At 37.6% G+C, this 16,312-nt stretch carries 26 protein-coding genes and 2 pseudogenes; 24 read left to right on the top strand and 4 right to left on the bottom strand.

What is annotated here, in order from left to right:
• Nucleotides 1-57: 57 nt before the first annotated feature.
• A pseudogene (locus tag H8700_RS03610) lies at nucleotides 58-735 on the top strand (VirD4-like conjugal transfer protein, CD1115 family); the annotation flags it as partial.
• Here the strand turns inward: H8700_RS03610 and H8700_RS03605 are convergent.
• Nucleotides 667-975: a helix-turn-helix domain-containing protein gene (locus H8700_RS03605; RefSeq protein ID WP_330606284.1), complete on the bottom strand. Its 309-nt coding sequence runs from the start codon at nucleotides 973-975 to the stop codon at nucleotides 667-669. The pseudogene H8700_RS03610 and the gene H8700_RS03605 sit on opposite strands and share 69 nt — an antisense overlap.
• Nucleotides 976-1,133: 158 nt before the next feature.
• Between H8700_RS03605 and H8700_RS03600 the strand changes: the two genes are divergently transcribed.
• From H8700_RS03600 to H8700_RS03575, 6 genes and pseudogenes are all read left to right on the top strand, one after another.
• The gene (locus H8700_RS03600) at nucleotides 1,134-1,319 is read left to right on the top strand and encodes a helix-turn-helix domain-containing protein (protein WP_249303184.1); all 186 of its coding nucleotides are present in this window, start codon (nucleotides 1,134-1,136) and stop codon (nucleotides 1,317-1,319) included.
• Entirely contained in the window at nucleotides 1,312-2,013 is a 702-nt protein-coding gene (locus tag H8700_RS03595) for a response regulator transcription factor (protein WP_249303182.1), read from the top strand. Before H8700_RS03600 ends, H8700_RS03595 begins: the two co-directional genes overlap by 8 nt.
• Nucleotides 2,010-2,951: a sensor histidine kinase gene (locus H8700_RS03590; protein WP_249303180.1), complete on the top strand. Its 942-nt coding sequence runs from the start codon at nucleotides 2,010-2,012 to the stop codon at nucleotides 2,949-2,951. The genes H8700_RS03595 and H8700_RS03590 overlap by 4 nt, the downstream gene beginning before the upstream one ends.
• Nucleotides 2,952-3,037: 86 nt before the next feature.
• On the top strand, nucleotides 3,038-3,961 hold the full coding sequence (locus tag H8700_RS03585; RefSeq protein WP_249303178.1) for an ABC transporter ATP-binding protein: 924 nt from the start codon (nucleotides 3,038-3,040) through the stop codon (nucleotides 3,959-3,961).
• Entirely contained in the window at nucleotides 3,955-4,662 is a 708-nt protein-coding gene (locus tag H8700_RS03580) for an ABC transporter permease (RefSeq protein ID WP_249303176.1), read from the top strand. The genes H8700_RS03585 and H8700_RS03580 overlap by 7 nt, the downstream gene beginning before the upstream one ends.
• Before the next feature lie 64 nt (nucleotides 4,663-4,726).
• A pseudogene (locus H8700_RS03575) lies at nucleotides 4,727-4,987 on the top strand (methionyl-tRNA formyltransferase); the annotation flags it as partial.
• Nucleotides 4,988-5,236: 249 nt separating this feature from the next.
• Here the strand turns inward: H8700_RS03575 and H8700_RS03570 are convergent.
• From H8700_RS03570 to H8700_RS03560, 3 genes are all read right to left on the bottom strand, one after another.
• Entirely contained in the window at nucleotides 5,237-6,082 is an 846-nt protein-coding gene (locus H8700_RS03570) for a MerR family transcriptional regulator (protein ID WP_249303173.1), read from the bottom strand.
• A 150-nt stretch (nucleotides 6,083-6,232) separates the two neighbouring features.
• Nucleotides 6,233-6,433 (bottom strand): helix-turn-helix transcriptional regulator, encoded by a 201-nt coding sequence (locus H8700_RS03565; protein ID WP_004611564.1) that lies wholly within the window; start codon nucleotides 6,431-6,433, stop codon nucleotides 6,233-6,235.
• 92 nt (nucleotides 6,434-6,525) lie between these two features.
• Complete coding sequence (locus H8700_RS03560; protein WP_249303171.1) at nucleotides 6,526-7,260, bottom strand: helix-turn-helix domain-containing protein; 735 nt, start codon at nucleotides 7,258-7,260, stop codon at nucleotides 6,526-6,528.
• Between the two features lie 235 nt (nucleotides 7,261-7,495).
• Between H8700_RS03560 and dinB the strand changes: the two genes are divergently transcribed.
• The 17 genes from dinB to H8700_RS03475 all read left to right on the top strand — a co-directional run bounded on the left by dinB (nucleotide 7,496) and on the right by H8700_RS03475 (nucleotide 16,302).
• The gene (gene dinB / locus H8700_RS03555; RefSeq protein ID WP_249303170.1) at nucleotides 7,496-8,743 is read left to right on the top strand and encodes a DNA polymerase IV; all 1,248 of its coding nucleotides are present in this window, start codon (nucleotides 7,496-7,498) and stop codon (nucleotides 8,741-8,743) included.
• Nucleotides 8,744-8,758: 15 nt separating this feature from the next.
• Nucleotides 8,759-9,001 carry a LexA family protein gene (locus H8700_RS03550; RefSeq protein WP_004611567.1) on the top strand — a complete coding sequence of 81 codons (243 nt, stop codon included), beginning with the start codon at nucleotides 8,759-8,761 and terminating at the stop codon, nucleotides 8,999-9,001.
• Between the two features lie 14 nt (nucleotides 9,002-9,015).
• Entirely contained in the window at nucleotides 9,016-9,261 is a 246-nt protein-coding gene (locus tag H8700_RS03545; RefSeq protein ID WP_154266625.1) for a hypothetical protein, read from the top strand.
• 551 nt (nucleotides 9,262-9,812) lie between these two features.
• Nucleotides 9,813-10,160 (top strand): helix-turn-helix domain-containing protein, encoded by a 348-nt coding sequence (locus H8700_RS03540; protein WP_008395283.1) that lies wholly within the window; start codon nucleotides 9,813-9,815, stop codon nucleotides 10,158-10,160.
• A 150-nt stretch (nucleotides 10,161-10,310) separates the two neighbouring features.
• The gene (locus H8700_RS03535; protein WP_249303164.1) at nucleotides 10,311-10,718 is read left to right on the top strand and encodes a recombinase family protein; all 408 of its coding nucleotides are present in this window, start codon (nucleotides 10,311-10,313) and stop codon (nucleotides 10,716-10,718) included.
• Nucleotides 10,712-10,933, top strand: coding sequence for a terpene synthase (locus H8700_RS03530; RefSeq protein ID WP_249303162.1), 222 nt, complete (start codon nucleotides 10,712-10,714; stop codon nucleotides 10,931-10,933). The genes H8700_RS03535 and H8700_RS03530 overlap by 7 nt, the downstream gene beginning before the upstream one ends.
• The gene (locus tag H8700_RS03525) at nucleotides 10,923-11,252 is read left to right on the top strand and encodes a helix-turn-helix domain-containing protein (RefSeq protein WP_173860727.1); all 330 of its coding nucleotides are present in this window, start codon (nucleotides 10,923-10,925) and stop codon (nucleotides 11,250-11,252) included. The genes H8700_RS03530 and H8700_RS03525 overlap by 11 nt, the downstream gene beginning before the upstream one ends.
• Nucleotides 11,253-11,263: 11 nt before the next feature.
• Nucleotides 11,264-11,632 (top strand): recombinase family protein, encoded by a 369-nt coding sequence (locus H8700_RS03520; protein ID WP_117874805.1) that lies wholly within the window; start codon nucleotides 11,264-11,266, stop codon nucleotides 11,630-11,632.
• A gap of 3 nt (nucleotides 11,633-11,635) precedes the next feature.
• Nucleotides 11,636-12,067 carry a type II toxin-antitoxin system PemK/MazF family toxin gene (locus H8700_RS03515; protein WP_055273001.1) on the top strand — a complete coding sequence of 144 codons (432 nt, stop codon included), beginning with the start codon at nucleotides 11,636-11,638 and terminating at the stop codon, nucleotides 12,065-12,067.
• Complete coding sequence (locus tag H8700_RS03510) at nucleotides 12,060-12,272, top strand: DUF6462 family protein (RefSeq protein WP_249303160.1); 213 nt, start codon at nucleotides 12,060-12,062, stop codon at nucleotides 12,270-12,272. The genes H8700_RS03515 and H8700_RS03510 overlap by 8 nt, the downstream gene beginning before the upstream one ends.
• Before the next feature lie 96 nt (nucleotides 12,273-12,368).
• Entirely contained in the window at nucleotides 12,369-12,533 is a 165-nt protein-coding gene (locus tag H8700_RS03505) for a DUF6290 family protein (RefSeq protein WP_227081569.1), read from the top strand.
• 34 nt (nucleotides 12,534-12,567) lie between these two features.
• Nucleotides 12,568-13,803, top strand: a complete 1,236-nt coding sequence (locus tag H8700_RS03500) for a site-specific integrase (RefSeq protein ID WP_118257480.1) — start codon at nucleotides 12,568-12,570, stop codon at nucleotides 13,801-13,803.
• A 205-nt stretch (nucleotides 13,804-14,008) separates the two neighbouring features.
• On the top strand, nucleotides 14,009-14,485 hold the full coding sequence (locus H8700_RS03495; protein ID WP_249303158.1) for a hypothetical protein: 477 nt from the start codon (nucleotides 14,009-14,011) through the stop codon (nucleotides 14,483-14,485).
• Between the two features lie 284 nt (nucleotides 14,486-14,769).
• Nucleotides 14,770-15,249: a type III toxin-antitoxin system CptIN family toxin gene (gene cptIN, locus H8700_RS03490; protein ID WP_249303156.1), complete on the top strand. Its 480-nt coding sequence runs from the start codon at nucleotides 14,770-14,772 to the stop codon at nucleotides 15,247-15,249.
• Nucleotides 15,250-15,359: 110 nt separating this feature from the next.
• The gene (locus tag H8700_RS03485; RefSeq protein ID WP_249303154.1) at nucleotides 15,360-15,641 is read left to right on the top strand and encodes a helix-turn-helix domain-containing protein; all 282 of its coding nucleotides are present in this window, start codon (nucleotides 15,360-15,362) and stop codon (nucleotides 15,639-15,641) included.
• 97 nt (nucleotides 15,642-15,738) lie between these two features.
• Nucleotides 15,739-16,047 (top strand): hypothetical protein, encoded by a 309-nt coding sequence (locus tag H8700_RS03480; protein ID WP_249303153.1) that lies wholly within the window; start codon nucleotides 15,739-15,741, stop codon nucleotides 16,045-16,047.
• A gap of 72 nt (nucleotides 16,048-16,119) precedes the next feature.
• On the top strand, nucleotides 16,120-16,302 hold the full coding sequence (locus tag H8700_RS03475; protein ID WP_177306685.1) for a hypothetical protein: 183 nt from the start codon (nucleotides 16,120-16,122) through the stop codon (nucleotides 16,300-16,302).
• Nucleotides 16,303-16,312 lie beyond the last annotated feature (10 nt).

The following is a 16,312-nucleotide window of genomic DNA, read 5'->3' as shown; positions in this document are numbered from 1 at the left end:
GTAAATCCTTTCGGGCTGGCTGTTCCTGTTTTTACAGCCTTTTTTCTCTGGTGTTATTTTTGGGTAAAATCGGAACGGCTCTTTTACTGCGCCCTTATCGGCTACATTTGGTACGAAGCCCCGGAGGAAGAAAAAAACTTCACGACGCTGCTTGAAATGATAAATGCCAGTGAAGCCCGCGAGGACGACCCGGAATTTCAGTCCCCCGTTGACCTCATGTTTGAACGGTTGGAGGAAAAAGACCCGGAGCACTTTGCCGTCCGGCAGTATAAGAAATTCCTGTTATCTGCGGGAAAGACAAGAAGCTCTATCCTCATTTCCTGCGGTGCGCGGCTTGCACCCTTTGACATTAAAGAGCTGCGCGACCTTATGGAAACTGACGAAATGGAGCTTGACACCATAGGCGACCGCAAGACCGCCCTGTTTGTCATTATCAGCGACACCGATGACACCTTTAACTTTGTTGTGAGTATTCTTTACACGCAGCTTTTCAATCTCCTTTGCGACAAGGCAGATGATGAATACGGCGGCAGGCTGCCCGTCCATGTGCGCTGCCTGTTAGACGAGTTTGCAAATATCGGGCAGATACCGAAGTTTGAAAAGCTCATAGCCACCATACGAAGCCGGGAAATCTCTGCTTCAATTATTTTGCAGAGCCAGTCACAGCTAAAAGCGATATACAAAGATAACGCTGATACCATAGTCGGCAACTTCGAGTTGACGGCGGCGTGTGGACTTCTCCTGTTCCCGTTCCGGGAAAAAGAACTGGTCTACTGATACATCAAGCAGAGTTACAAGTTCATATAAAATCTGTAAACTTGGGTGCTGCCCACTGTTCTCAATGGACGCAATATATCGGGGTGCAATATTCAGCGTGTCGGCTAACTGATTGCGTGATATTCCCTTTGCTTTTCTTGCTGCTTTAATGGCTTGCCCGAAAGCCTTAAAATCGAATTTTTCTTTGTTCTGCTTCATAGTCATTTCACCCAACTACATTGTATATTTCATCTTCTTTTCGAGATATGATTACACACATCATAGTATGGATAGAAATAGAGCATATCACGCACTTGATATTATTCGGTTATCCGATTATAATTATAATATAGATTTTGTGGAAAGGACGGTTGACTATGGAATATATGTCTTGCCCCGAAGCAGCGGCAAAATGGGGAATTTCTGAACGACGGGTACAGATACTTTGCAAAGAAAACAGAATACCGGGAGTTTCAAAAATCGGTTATATGTGGTTGATACCAAAGGACGCAGAAAAACCTGTTGACGGCAGAAGAAAGGAGAAAAAAGCAAATTATGAATAAACACAAGATTTTGCTAATTGAAGATGATACAGAAATCAGCGAAATGTTGACTAATTATTTGACGACTGAAAATTATGAAGTTACTTGTGCAGTTGACGGACAGGAAGCCTGTAATCAATTTGACACTTCTGCATTCAGTTTAGTTCTATTAGACCTTATGATACCTAAAATCAGCGGTATGGACGTTATGCAGTACATCAGAAAAAATAGTGTAGTTCCTGTTATTATTGTATCGGCAAAAGATACCGAAGCAGATAAAACTTTAGGTTTAGGATTAGGTGCTGATGATTATATTACAAAGCCCTTTTCTGTTGCAGAAGTCTTAGCCCGGATAAAAGCAAATATAAGAAGAACAACTCAGTATGATAATACGTCTGTTACTGCTCCAGCTATACTGGCTGCCGGAGATTTGGCAATGAACTTATCCGATTATACAATTACTAAAAAGGGGAAAAATATTGAATTGACCGCAAAGGAATTTGATATTTTGAAACTACTATTACAAAATCCTAAAAAGGTATATACCAAAGAACAAATATATTCTCTTGTTTGGAATGACGCTTATTTGGGAGATGAAAATGCTGTTAATGTGCATATCAGCAGATTGAGGAATAAGATTGAGGACGATAACCGAAATCCCCGTTATATTCTAACAGTTTGGGGGATTGGATATAAATTAGGAGATACGCTATGAGTGAGCCGACGATTATTTTTTTCCTTTTTATTTGTATTGTGATTTTACTCATAACAGTTTTGTATCAGCAATTTATTTTTCGCACTGGAATACAGAAAAAAATACAAAAAATCAGCGGAAAGCTAAAAGAAATAACTGATACAAACAGCTCCGAGCGCGTAATGGTTTTTACCGAGAACAAAGAGCTTATGGAACTTGCTGCACAAATAAACCATTTGTTGGAAAATCATCTAAAAGTAAAAGCAGATTATTGTCGTTCGGAAATTGCTTCTAAAAAAATGCTTTCTAATATTTCACATGATATAAAGACACCTATGACTGTCATTTTGGGATATTTGGAAATTATGCGTATCAATGGGACAAGTACAGACGAAATGTTAGGGAAAATCGAACAGAAAGCAGAAAACGTCATGGAACTGATTAACCAGTTTTTCACTTTGGCAAAGTTAGAGTCCGGCGATATGGATATAGAACTGTCGAGAATTGATGTATGTGAGGTTTGTCGTGAAAGTACATTAGATTTTTACGAAATACTGACAAGCAAAAATTTTCAAGTTGATATTGATATACCGGAAACATCTGTCTATGTACATGGGAATAAAGAAGCTATACAGCGTATTTTATTTAATCTTATTTCTAATGTTATTCGGTATGGAGCAGACGGGAAATATTTAGGAATAAATTTAAGAACTGATAAAAATGCAGTATTTATTGATGTGATTGATAAGGGTAAAGGAATTGAAAAAAATTTTGCAGCCAGTGTATTTGACCGCCTTTTTACTATGGAGGACTCCCGAAATCGTAATATACAAGGAAATGGTTTGGGGCTGACAATTTCTAAAAACTTAGCATTACAGCTTGGTGGGGATATTATTTTAGATAGCACTCCGAATGTAAAGACGGTATTTAGCGTCAAACTAAAAAAAATGTCTTACTAAATACTGCGAAAGAAATTTGTAAGGATTATTCAAGAGTTTTGAAAATCGAAACCGCTACAATGGTATGTAGAAAGGAGATAAGAAATATGCAGTACATTTTACAAACTAATCACATTACGAAAACCATTGGCGGAAGAAATCTTGTAAATGACGTTAATCTCCACATAAAAAAAGGAGAAATCTATGGCTTCTTGGGACCGAACGGAGCAGGTAAAACAACAGTTATGAAGATGATTACAAACCTTTGGAAACCTACCAGTGGAGCCATTGAGATTTTTGGAGAAACACTTTCGCCACAATCCTATGAAGTCTTAAAACGAATGGGAAGTATCATTGAATTTCCCACCTTTTACGACCACATGACAGGATATGAAAATTTGAAACTCCATTGTGAATATATGGGGTACTACAATCATGGCAGCATAGAAAATGCGCTTGATATGTTGGGGTTATCCGACACAGCCGGAAAAGCCGTTAAAAATTATTCTCTTGGCATGAAAGAACGTCTTGGAATTGCACGCGCTATTCTTTGTAAGCCGGAGTTACTTATCCTTGATGAGCCGACAAACGGACTTGACCCGGCGGGAATGAAACAAATCCGCGACCTGTTGAAAACACTCTGCACCGAATATGGCATAACAATTATGATTTCCAGTCATATTCTTTCAGAGATTGAAAGTATTGCTGATACTGTTGGTGTAATCAATCATGGTGTGATGATGAAAGAAATCAGCATGAAAGAAATCGAGCAAATGAGTTTAGCCTATATTGAATTGTCTGTACTCAATACGAAAAAGGCGGCTTATGTGTTAAGTGAAAAACTTGGAGTTGATAATTTTAAGATTATCGAGGACGAAAAAATCCGCATTTATGACAGCCATGTATCCACTCAAGAATTATCGAAAACGCTTGCTTTGAATGATGTTGAGGTAATATCTCTTGGCAAAAAAGCGGAAACTTTGGAAGATTACTTCCTAAAAATGACTGGGGAGGTGGAGAAATCATGTTAAAACTGATTAAACTGGAATGGAAGAAAAATAACATCAGTAAATATATCCGTAACGCTGTAATATTGGCGGCGGTTCTCTGCCTGTTCATGTTCGCGCTTGCCTATCTTGGTATCGCAAACGACCCGGATACAGGCGTACCAGACGCAGCTCCCGGCAATAATACTATATCTTCGCCTATTGAGTTGTTTACAAGTATGTCTTTCCTTGTATTTACCAGTGTCATGCTTTCATCATTTATTGTAAGCGCATACAAGAATAAGACAATGAATTTAATGTTTTCTTATCCGATAAAGCGACAGAAAATACTTATTTCACAAATGCTTGCGGTGTGGATTTTTAATTTTTCCGCTTTGGTTCTTACGAAACTATTACTTTACGGGTGCATTTTGCTTGGTTCACAATTTATGGTATCTGCTTTCCCTCTTGATTTTAACATGGCAAGTTTGGGCTTTTATGTGCAGCTAATCTTGAAATCAGTCGTTATAGTGACCATGAGCTTTATTGCCTTGTTTATCGGCTTGGCTATGAAATCGTCAAAAGCAACTATCATATCTTCATTTTTGCTTATTATACTGACACAGGCAAACATAGGCGACCTTACTTTGGCAAACAATGCTATATTTCCTGTCATATTAACGATTATATCACTAATTTTTGCTGTTCTCTCCATACAGGGTGTTGAAAACAAAGATTTAATGTAGGAGGGGCTATGACGAAAAAAAAGGTAATAGCGCTTTCATGTATGATTGCTTTATCAGTCTGTAGAGTAAGAAACTTCTTAGATTTACACTTGATGATGGTACAGAGAATGAAAGGACTATTCTTTCAGGAGTACATGCATTTTACGAGCCGGAGGAACTTGTAGGTAAAACTTTACTTGCAATCGTAAATCTTCCACCACGTTCTATGATGGGAATAGATTCATGTGGTATGCTTCTTTCTGCAATTCACAATGTAAATGGAGAAGAAAAACTGAATCTGGTAATGTTAGATGACGCAATCCCAGCAGGTGCAAAATTGTATTAGGATTTACACAGTTATTACATATAACTTAATGGATAATTATATGTGATTTTTAAATTTATGTTGAAAGTAGATAGTAAAAGAGCTGGGTATCATGTGCCCAGCTCAATCGCTACATGGAAGCCAATAAACCATGCAACAGCGGTTCTTTTATTCGCCAGTATATGCAATTTCTATCTCATAGCCGCCGCTTTCATAGTAGGCGTGGGAAAAATAGTATCTTATTGTTATTTCTGAAATATAAAATTTGAATCATAAAACTTCTTTCCCTCTCAAATCCATTTTTACCAAACCAACTACTAACAATCCAATAAAAATTGCCGTGTCCACAAATAACAGTACAACAACACTTTTTACCACTCCGAAAGTAAAAAGTATGGAGAAGATTTCCACTGACAACACAATAAAACACATATAATTTGTCAAATACTCTGTTATAATTTCTCCATAATAATTGTTCATCTGCAATTTCGCATAGATAAAAGGTTTTAATAAATAACGGATTATGATACATATAACAGGACAAATAAAAATCCAGTTTTTATTAACTAGGGATGTTGCCACTCCTTTACTCCATTGTACTGGAATTTCTGTCGGCAACTTAGAATAAGACAAAGCCCCAATAATCAAGCATAGTGCGGTAATCATAGTCCAGGTAAGCATACTTCCCCATATATACAAAAAGCTGACTGAATCCAGTTTGAAAACAGTTCGATTATCTTTCCAATAGTCATGAAAATCTGTTACATACTGTTCTACCTGTAATTTTTCATAACTAATACTTTCTTCATCCAGCATTTTTTCGCACATGAGTATTGCCTTATTCAAATCAGTAATCTGATTTTTTAATACTTCCTTTTGCTTCTCAAGCATTTCCTGCAATGTTACTTTTTCGGATATAATATTTCGTATATCTTCAATAGAAATTCCCAATGTACGTAGATATGCAATCTTCTTTATATTTTCCACATCATTTTCAGAATAATCTCTATAACCATTACTTTCATTTCTCGAAGGCTCAATAAGTTTTTCCTTTTCATAAAAACGGATATTAGAACGGGATAAACCGGTTCGCTCTTCTACGTCTTTTATAGTCATATTATGCCCTCCTTTCGAGCAACTCTATTTTACTTAATAATAAGCTATAAACAAGGTTTACAGTCAAGCATTTATCAAAAAAACTATAGTTGTTGATAAGGACATGAAAAGCTGTCCAAAATAGAAGGTGAACCGGATTGCCGCTCCGACTCAATCTTCCACGTGGAATACATCTTCCACCAGCATATTAAAGTATTTTGATATCCGCAGCATAAATTCGGCTGATGGGGTACTGTCCCCACGCTCTATCCTGCCGACAGTTTTGGTGCTGTATCCAATAGCAGCGGCAAGGTCATCCTGGTAAATGCCTCGCTGTTCACGGATTTCTCTGATATTATTGGTAACCGCCATAAAGATCCCTTCTTTCAGTTCTATAGATATTTTCTTATTGTTTTATTGTCAATTATGCATAATAATGTGTCCGATAAAAAGGACTTGTAATTTTATCGGCAATGTCCTGTAATAGCAAAAACATCAGATTTTCCAAGAACTTTTCCAAATATGTCTAAGCGGTCATTTTCACTAACCTTGATAGGTGCATACTTTTCATTGAGTGAGATAAGGAAAATTCCGTCTTTATCGTTTTGTAATTTCTTAATATAGGCTTCTCCGTTTAGAGCGAAGATGCCGATTTCTCCATTAGCAACAGATTCCTGCTGTAATACCCATGCAATCTGACCATCGTGGAATTCAGGTTCCATACTGTCACCACTAATACGGACACCGAAAGTAGTATCTTCCGGTAAGATAGATTCATCTATACATACAGTCTCTTTCGGTCCGTCTACAAGGAAGTTACCGGTTCCGGCTGATACTGCATTTTCAAAAATATCAATGCTTCGGAATGGAATTATCTTAGCAGTCTGCTTTTCATACATTCCCGATGCATGGAGCAGATTAATATAGTCCATAGCTTTTTCCCTGCCTTCATCAGTAAGTGATGAAAAAGGATCAGCAGGATTTACTCCAAAATATGCTTCATACATGTTAGTAATACCAAGGATTCTACACACTTTGTAAAATATGGTAACGCTTGGTTCAGCAAGATTTCTCTCCCAGTTGGATATGGCTTTATAGGAAATGGTAATGCCTTCCTTTGCCAGTTCATCAGCGAGATCCTGCTGGAGCAAGCCTTTCTTTTTTCTATATGTTGAAATGATTTCTCCGATTGAGTACATACATACGCCTCTTTTCTTTCATTTTGTTGATTTCAAATGTCTCTTTTCACTCCATAGTATATAGCAATAGTGCCAATTATTCAAGTTAAAAATCCAATATAATGAGAAAAAGGACACATGTGTCCGTTGACAGTCGATTATTCTTGGGGTTATACTATGCCCTGTAAGAAACATTACTCATATACTTGGACTAAAGGTTATGGTAGTGACAGATTAAATGCAGGAGGTGATGCAGATGGGAGACAGGGTAATACTTCATTCAGATATCAACTGTTGCTATGCTTCGATTGAGCATCTGCATCATCCGGAGCTTGCAGGAAAGCCACTGGCAGTAGGCGGTGACCCGGAGGCAAGACATGGGATTGTCTTAACAGCCGACTACACAGCCAAGAAGTACGGTGTGAAAACAGGAATGGCACTCTGGCAGGCAAAGCAGGTCTGTCCTGACATAACATTTGTTTCACCAAGAATGGACTTATATCTTCGGTTCTCAAGAATGGCACATGAGATATATGCAGAATATACGGACAGACAGGAGCCATATGGAATTGATGAGTGCTGGCTTGATGTGACAGGGAGCAGTTCCCTTAAAGGAGATGGATTGCTCATTGCACAGGAAATCAGCGGGAGAATGAAGTCAGAGCTTGGCATCACAGTAAGTGTTGGTGTTTCTTTCAATAAGATATTTGCAAAGATTGGTTCTGATTATAAGAAGCCTGATGCAATCACAACTATGTATAAGAGTGAGTTTAAGCAGAAGGCATGGTCACTTCCGGTGGCAGATCTTCTATACGTTGGCAAAAGTACGAACAGAAAGCTTGCATTATTTGGTATCAAAACCATAGGTGATCTTGCAAGAGCAGATGAAGAAGTGCTTAACAGTCACCTTGGAAAGATGGGCAGTATCTTATGGTCGTTTGCTAATGGCTATGATGATTCACCTGTCAAGCTGGAGAATACTTACGCTCCAATCAAATCGGTGGGAAACAGCACAACGACACCAAAGGATTTAGTATGCGATGAGGATGTAAAGATTGTTCTTTATATTCTGGCTGAGAGTGTTGCAGCAAGACTTCGTGAGAATGGATTCCGGTGCAGAGTGATTGAGATAAGTGTCAGGGATAATGAGTTATTCTCTTTTACCCGTCAGAAAAAGATTGACCACGCAACGAATATCACCGGAGAGATAGCTGCATACGCTTATCAGATATTTAAGGAAAACTATAACTGGAGCAAACCAATCCGCAGTGTTGGTGTCCGAGGTGCAGACTTAGTAACAGATAATTATTGGGAACAGATTGATTTGTTCTCAAGTGTGGAGAAGCGTGAAAAGCAGATGAAGATGGATTCAGCGGTTGATGAGATACGCAGAAGATTTGGATTTTACAGTATCCAGAGGGGACTCATGTACCGGGACAGGATTCTATCGGTAGTCAATGCAAAAGAAGAACACACAGTACATCCACATGGGTATTTTGGATAAAGAGGGAGGCGGAACATGAGCGAAGCAGCAAGAATTGATCTGGTAGACAGAGCACCATTGACGGAGAAGCAGCAGAATGTGTATGAAAGTATTATGCAATATCAGCGTGTGAATGGTTATGCTCCTACTATCAGGGAGATATGCAAGATGGTAGGGGTGGCATCGACTTCAAGTGTTTATGCACATCTGAAAATATTAGAAGAAAAAGGCTATATAGCAAGGAAGATGGATGCTTCCAGAGCAATAGCGATCTTGTAAGGAAGGTGATTACATTGAGCAATAAGGTATATGTTGATGTACTTGCAGAGTTTTCAAAGGACGGACTGCTCATTCCCAAAGAGATAACATGGGAAGATGGCAGAAAGTATGAGATTACACGAGTAAAAGACAAGCGCAGAGCTGCCAGTACAAGGGCTGGTGGAGTTGGAGAGCGTTATACCTGCGTGGTAGATGGAAAGGAAATATTCCTTTTCTATGAAGATAACAATATGTGGTTTATGGAAAGAGCCGGAGCCTGATGTGATTGTGTGCTGACAGCACAATTCATATCAGTTGGCTTTAGATCAGCAAAGCCGGGGAATGTGCAGACATTCATCGGAACTCCCGGCAAAAGGCTTGCAAAGGTGATTTCCCTTTCCTTTACGAGTACAGAATTGTAAATTGATGATTTTGTATGAATAAGGAGCGAACTGAATTGAACAAAGAAAATGTTATAGAAATTAGATGTAAAAAATGCAACAAGTTAATGATGGAATACTTTGTATGCGGTGATGATTCCGCTGTAGCACTTCAGAATATTGGAATTAAGTGTGACAGATGCAAGCGAGTGATGATACTCAAGAAGTATTCCGAGGGAATGATGAAGGAACATTCTGAGAATGGGACTTTCAGAATATAACGATTGAAAATTAAATTACAGCCCACCTGATAAGGGCACATCGAAAGATGGAAGCACCAGAGACGCAGGGGAAACGAACAGTATTTATGATACTGGTTTCCTCGTGCGTCTTTTTTGTGTGCTGTTAAGGTAATCCGACTTGTTCGTTTCCAAGGGCGGCAAGGAGGATTTATGAGCAGTAAAGCACAGACAAGAGAAAAGGATTATGAGAGAGGAATACGAATTGCTGACAGAAGAAAGGAGATAGGATTATCACAGGATGAGTTAGCTCATAGAGTAGGTATAGGCAGACAAGCATTATCTGCGATTGAAAATGGTGGAGATTTTAAGACACAAACATTAGATAATCTAGCAATCGTACTTGGTGTATCTGTTGATTTCATAATGTATGGAAAGAATGAAGAAAAGTCGGAACTATTATCTGAGGCAATGGATGTTCTTTCAGATATGGATGAATTGCAGATAAGACAGTGTCTTGCAATGATGAAAGCAATGAAAAGCGTGTCAGTTGAAAAGTGATTGTCGTGTTTACACGACATAATTGTCGCCTGTACACGGTCGGCAATTAAGGTGTGGCAGATTACAATATACTTGTGCTTGAGATACAGCACACCACGAGAGTGGAGGCGCCAAAACTCTCCAATACGAAATCGTAAAGGAGACAACAAAATGAAAAAAAGAGATTTTAACTTAGTAGGAAACGAAGGTACAGATAATCAGGAGCTTGCAAAGGGTATTGCATTTGTAAAGTCACGCAGAGCGGAACTCAATGTAGTCCAGATGGTTGAAAGTATGCGTGATCAGGCAATACCTAATGGAGTAATAATAAATGATGCGTATTGTGATCGCTCAATGACAAGGGACTATGACAGAGAAGCACTGAATGCTTTCTTTGCAACACTTAAAGAGGGATATTTTGAGGTTGTAGTAGTCAGAAGCCTGAATGAGATCACCGATGACATTTATGATCTGGAAGAATTTGTGAAGACCATCACAGATATGGGCATATGGCTCTATTCTCTTGAAGTTGGTCCGATGCCAATTACTGTATCTCATGCAGAGGACTTTGGATGCTAACGGAGTCCTTTGGTAGAGCGATAACAGAAAATCATTCCGGTCGGGACAAACAAGTCCCGGCTGTGAAGGATTGCAGATTTACACAGACTGCATTCGGAACAGTTGTACATGATTCAAGTGGGAAGTGGCTTGGTCAGTATGAAACAGAAGATGCAGCTGTAGAGATGTTAAGAGAAATGGCAAAGGACAATGGAGGATATAGCGATGAAATATGATGGTTATCAAGTTGGAATCGTGATTAAATCGTTACGAATCCAAAGAAAACTTACAAAAGAAGGTCTTGCAGCGGAGCTTGGCATTAGTGAGTCAACTATCAAAAAGTATGAGAATGGAGAACGTGCATTAAGTATCACAAATCTATTTAAGATAATTGATTATTTCAAGGTAGATGCCAATACAATCCTGAATGTGGCAGAGAGTAAGAAAGAAACTTCAATAGACTCCAGGCTGGAATTAATGGATTGCAGCAAGAAGGCATATTTTCAAAAGATATTTAACGAAATGCTAGATAACGCAGAGATGCTTGTTTCATAGGAGGTTTGGCTATGAGAAGAAAGAAAAAGACGATTGAATGTATAGAGTATTTGTCAGTAAGTGCACCATTGGATAAAGTGGATTGCTTAGAGGATAAGCAGAGTAAATATATTCATGAGTATGTAAAAAATAAAGAATACATGATTGTTGGCACTGAACGCCGACATGGATTTTCACAGAATGATGTGGACAGACAGTGGCATCAGATTGTGGATAAGATTAGAAAAAAGCAGGTAGATGGTGTAATAGTCGCAAACATGAGTGTTATTACAGACAATCTTATTGACGCATTTATAAAAGTAGCGCAAGTTCAGGCTGCCGGAGGAATTATTGTTACAGTAGATGATGGCAGACTGGCTATGCAGTTAAGGGGGTTTTAGATTATGAAAAAGAATAAGAAACATTATGATAAATATAAGAAGTTTGATGTTGTATATGCTGATTTTGGTCGTAATCCGCATGGAGTACAGGGCGGAATCAGACCTGGAATCGTGGTATCGTGTGATGCAAGTAATCATGGTGGTGCACCACAGATTTCAGTTGTTCCGCTATCATCAAAACTGAAAGATAATCCTGTGCATGTGATTGTTGAGCCTTCAGAAATAAGAGGGTATGCATTGAGCAACAGATCTGATTTTATGCCGGAGGATATTCAAACTTTAAATAAGGGATGTGTCCGTTTTAAGTCGGGGTACATTCCGGGAGAATCGGAGATTAGGGAAGCCATGGATAGAGCGATGATAATGCAGCTTAATCTGTTACCTGTAGCACGCAAGATGGTATTAGAGGAATTGGAGATGAAACAAAATGGATAGTAAAACAAAGAAAACAAATAATAAGAGATTTGTCAGATATCCAGAGGGGGCAGAGATGTACTCAATGAGTTTATCAAAGTTCCAGCAGTTGGCTAAGGATGCGAAGGCATGTTATAAGATGAATAGACTGGTGCTGGTGAACCTTGATATCCTTGATGAATATCTGGAGACATTTCATATAGAAGACGAGGAATTCTACAAATAAATTAAAAAGAATATAAAAGAGTTTGCACTAATATACTTGACTTTATGTCTGACATAAAGTATACTATGTTCAGATGGAGGTGATATATTGGCAAAGATGGGACGACCAAAAGCTGAAAATCCTGCTGATAAGAGGATTACAATCAGACTGAATGGTGAAGAACATGAATTGCTGCTTGAATACACCAAAAATCATAACATGACTATGACGCAAGTAGTTAAAATGGCAGTGTTAGAGAAACTAATGGCTGACCAGAAGTAATGCAGGCTCTTTTCTTTTTGAGAAAGGAGAAAAGATGGCTTGTAGAAAAGATGGTAAAGGAAGAGTATTACGAAAAGGAGAGCATTATCGTAAAACTGATGGCAGGTATTCATATATTTATACTGATCCATTAGGGAAAAAAAGGACGATATATGCGAAATCTCTTGTAACACTTAGGCAGAAAGAAGACGAACTTGTTCGTGACCAGATGGACGGGTTAAATGTATATGTTGCTGGAAGTGCAGATGTAAATTTTTTGTTTGATAGATATATTTCTACCAAGACGGAGTTGCGAAGCACTACAAAAGCAAATTACTTATATACATGGGATCATTTTATCAGGGATACGTTCGGAAAGAAAAAGATTAAGGATGTGAAGTATTCTGATGTCTTATTTTTCTATACGGATTTGATTACGAACAAGGGATTGCAGGTAAATACTTTGGAGAGTATCAATACTGTATTGCGACCTACATTTGAGCTGGCAGTACGAGATGATATTATAAGAAGAAATCCTGTAAATGGAGCTTATGCCGAGGTGAAAAAAAGAAACGGTGGTGCTAGAAAGAGTCGAAGAGCACTGACAGTAGAGCAACAGAGAGAATTTATTGATTATGTTGCAAAGAATCCGTTTTTCTTCCATTGGTATCCGTTTTTTGTATTTCTGCTTGGAACTGGATGCAGAATCGGTGAGGCAATAGGCATCAGATGGGACGATGTTGATATGAAGAAACGAACAATCAATATTAACCATAGTCTTACTTATTACACAAGATCTGACAATTCATTTAAGTGTGAGTTTCGGGTTTCAGAACCTAAAACAGAAGCAGGAATAAGGACAATTCCAATGATGGGACCGGTGTATGAAGTGCTCAAGTCTGAATATCAGCGTCAGCAGGAAGAAGGTTTTTGTGTTGCAGAGGTTGATGGAATGACAAACTTTATATTTACTAATCGGTTTGGAAATCCACATAATCCGCAGGCAGTAAATCGTGCAATCAAGAGAATCGTTGATACTCACAATGCCGAAGAAGAGGTAGAGGCAAAGAAAAAGAAGAGAGAACCTATAATGTTGCCCAGGTTTTCATGTCACATTTTTAGACACACATTTGCTTCGAGGTTTTGTGAGAACGAAACCAATGTAAAAGTTATTCAAGAAGTAATGGGACATGCTGATGTCAGCACAACCATGAACATTTATGCGGAGGCAAATCCAGAGGTTACTAGAGAGGCTTTGGAGAAACTTGCCAAGAACATGGATGTATTTTAGAAACAACGATATAATATAGAAAAGAGTCCTCTGATTTGAGGACTAGGCAATTGACCAAAAAAATTTAATATGACTAATATATGACCAAAAAAGACTGCAAATTTGGTTATTTTAGTACAGCTTGCTAAAGAAAATATTGTAATGATTTAAAGAAATGTAAATCATCTTACAGCTCTTTACAGCAGGAGCGAAAAAGCTCCCGACGATGAAGAGTTTAGGCTCGGATAAGCAGGAAAATAAGGCATCTAAGAGTAATTCGACAGAGAATTGCGACCAGATTGCGACCGTTGAAGAGAAGATTGATTTCTCAAATGTAAAGATTGAGCCATTGTTTGAGGAAACAGTTGACTTTGATACATTTTCAAAATCAGATTTTAGAGCTGTTAAGGTTAAGGAATGTGTAGCAGTACCAAAGAGCAAAAAACTTTTACAGTTTACTCTTGATGATGGTACAGGTGTTGATAGAACAATCCTTTCTGGTATTCATGCATATTATGAACCAGAAGAGTTAGTTGGAAAGACATTGATTGCTATTACAAACCTTCCACCTAGAGCAATGATGGGAATTGAATCCTGTGGTATGTTACTTTCAGCAGTAAATAATCTTAAGGATTCAGAGGATGAAGAACTTCATCTTTTGATGGTAGATGACCATATTCCTGCTGGAGCTAAACTGTATTAAGAAAGTAAATGCATGTATTTTACGACAGAGTTACGACAAATGGTGAGCTATGATATAGTAAAAGATACTTCTAACCTTAAAAAATAGGTTGATTATTCTAAAGATACTGTATATACTAAAGTTAGAAGTAAATGTTTACCGCTTGCTGATGGTGCGGGATATAAATGATTCAGTTCGTAAATGATGCCACTTGCTATACAGGTGGGATAAAAATAGTATAGTTTGTAAATGTTCCCCATCAGTGAATGCTGATGGGGAATTTTATCACAGAGGAAAGATTGTTTATGGAGATACGGCAGGGATATTCTTATCATATCAAGGATGAATTTTTTGACTTGGTTCAGGATAAATATTTGATGAGCAATAAGGAACAGGGAAATTATCGCCCACATTACTATGCGATCCAGGATAAAAAGAATTCCAAATTATATTGGATGATTATGATTAGTTCACAAGCAGAAAAATATAAGGAAATCATCGAGAAGAAAAAGAAAAGGTATGGTAAATGCAATACGATTGTGATTGGTTTATTTGCAGGAAAAGAAAATGCTTTTCTGATACAGAATGCATTCCCTGTTATTGAAAAATATTTTGACCATATACATACGATTCAGGAACAGCCTGTAACGATACATAAAAAGTTGGACAAGGTACTTGCGGAAAATCTGAATGAAGTATTGGCTATGTATAATCGGGGAATAAAATTGACTTTTACGGATATAAAAGCGATTAGAGATATTATGGAAGAAGAACTTGGAAAATAAAGAGGACATCATTGCTTAGCTGGGTAGTGGTGTCCTTTTTGTTAGTAAAAAATTTACATATCAAGAAAGCTATGTTAAAATATAACTATGAGAAAATGGAGGTATAAGAAGTGATAGTTTACAGCAAGTTGGATGATTATTTAGCAGCAAAGGGCATGAAGTATATTGACTTGCAAAGGGCACTAAATTTGAGTCCGTCTATGACGGCTAAATTTACAAAAAACAGAACCATGTCAACGGACACATTAAATAAAGTCTGTGAATATCTCCACGTCCAACCATCTGAAATTATGGAATGGATACCCGATGTAGAATATGAGAAAATAAATGCAGAAAAATTGGCAATAGAGGCTCAAATTGCTGAATTGCAAGCAAAACTAAAAACAATGTAAAGATGCAGTATATAAAAAAATGACATTTCGATATATTGTGTTTGAATTTGAAAAATGAGTAGCTGTTTAATGTTTAAACAGAAATTAAAAATAATATATGGCATTTTTATTTTTTGTATTTATAGCAATCATAGGAATGCTATTTTATGGAGATTCTTCTTTATTGATTGCTATATTAAAATTGGTAGGAGGAGCTGCACTTGTATTTGGTATAATGGCAATAATTGTATATTGTCCTTGGTTGTTGATTGTTGTAATAGCAGTAGCATTATTTGTGGTTTGGGCTTGTTCATATAATAATTCGCAAGGCAAGAATACAAATAATGGCAACGAATCTTTGAATAACACGAATACACAACCAGCTCAAAAAATATTGAAGAAGAGCCTGTCAATAATCCTAATCTAACTGGATTTAAAGCAGAACTTCATGCTAAATTGAAAGCAATGTAAACCAAGATATAAGAAAGAGGTGCTTTTTATGGCAAAAAAACAATGGGGTACAACCTATGACGAAGATATTTTAAAAGAATTCCAAGCTAACTGTGATGAATATGGAATGAAGGCTAATATGGTGCTTGAAGCACTTATGAAGTTTTTTAATGAAGGTAATTGCAAAATTGTAGTAAAAAAAGGCGGTCTGACAATAGAGATTGATGAATAATAACATCTTA

The organism is Jutongia hominis (assembly GCF_014384965.1).
GTDB classification, from domain to species: Bacteria; Bacillota; Clostridia; order Lachnospirales; family Lachnospiraceae; genus Butyribacter; species Butyribacter hominis.
Note: the sequence above shows the minus strand (reverse complement) of the source record. Positions and strands in the feature narration are given on the sequence as shown.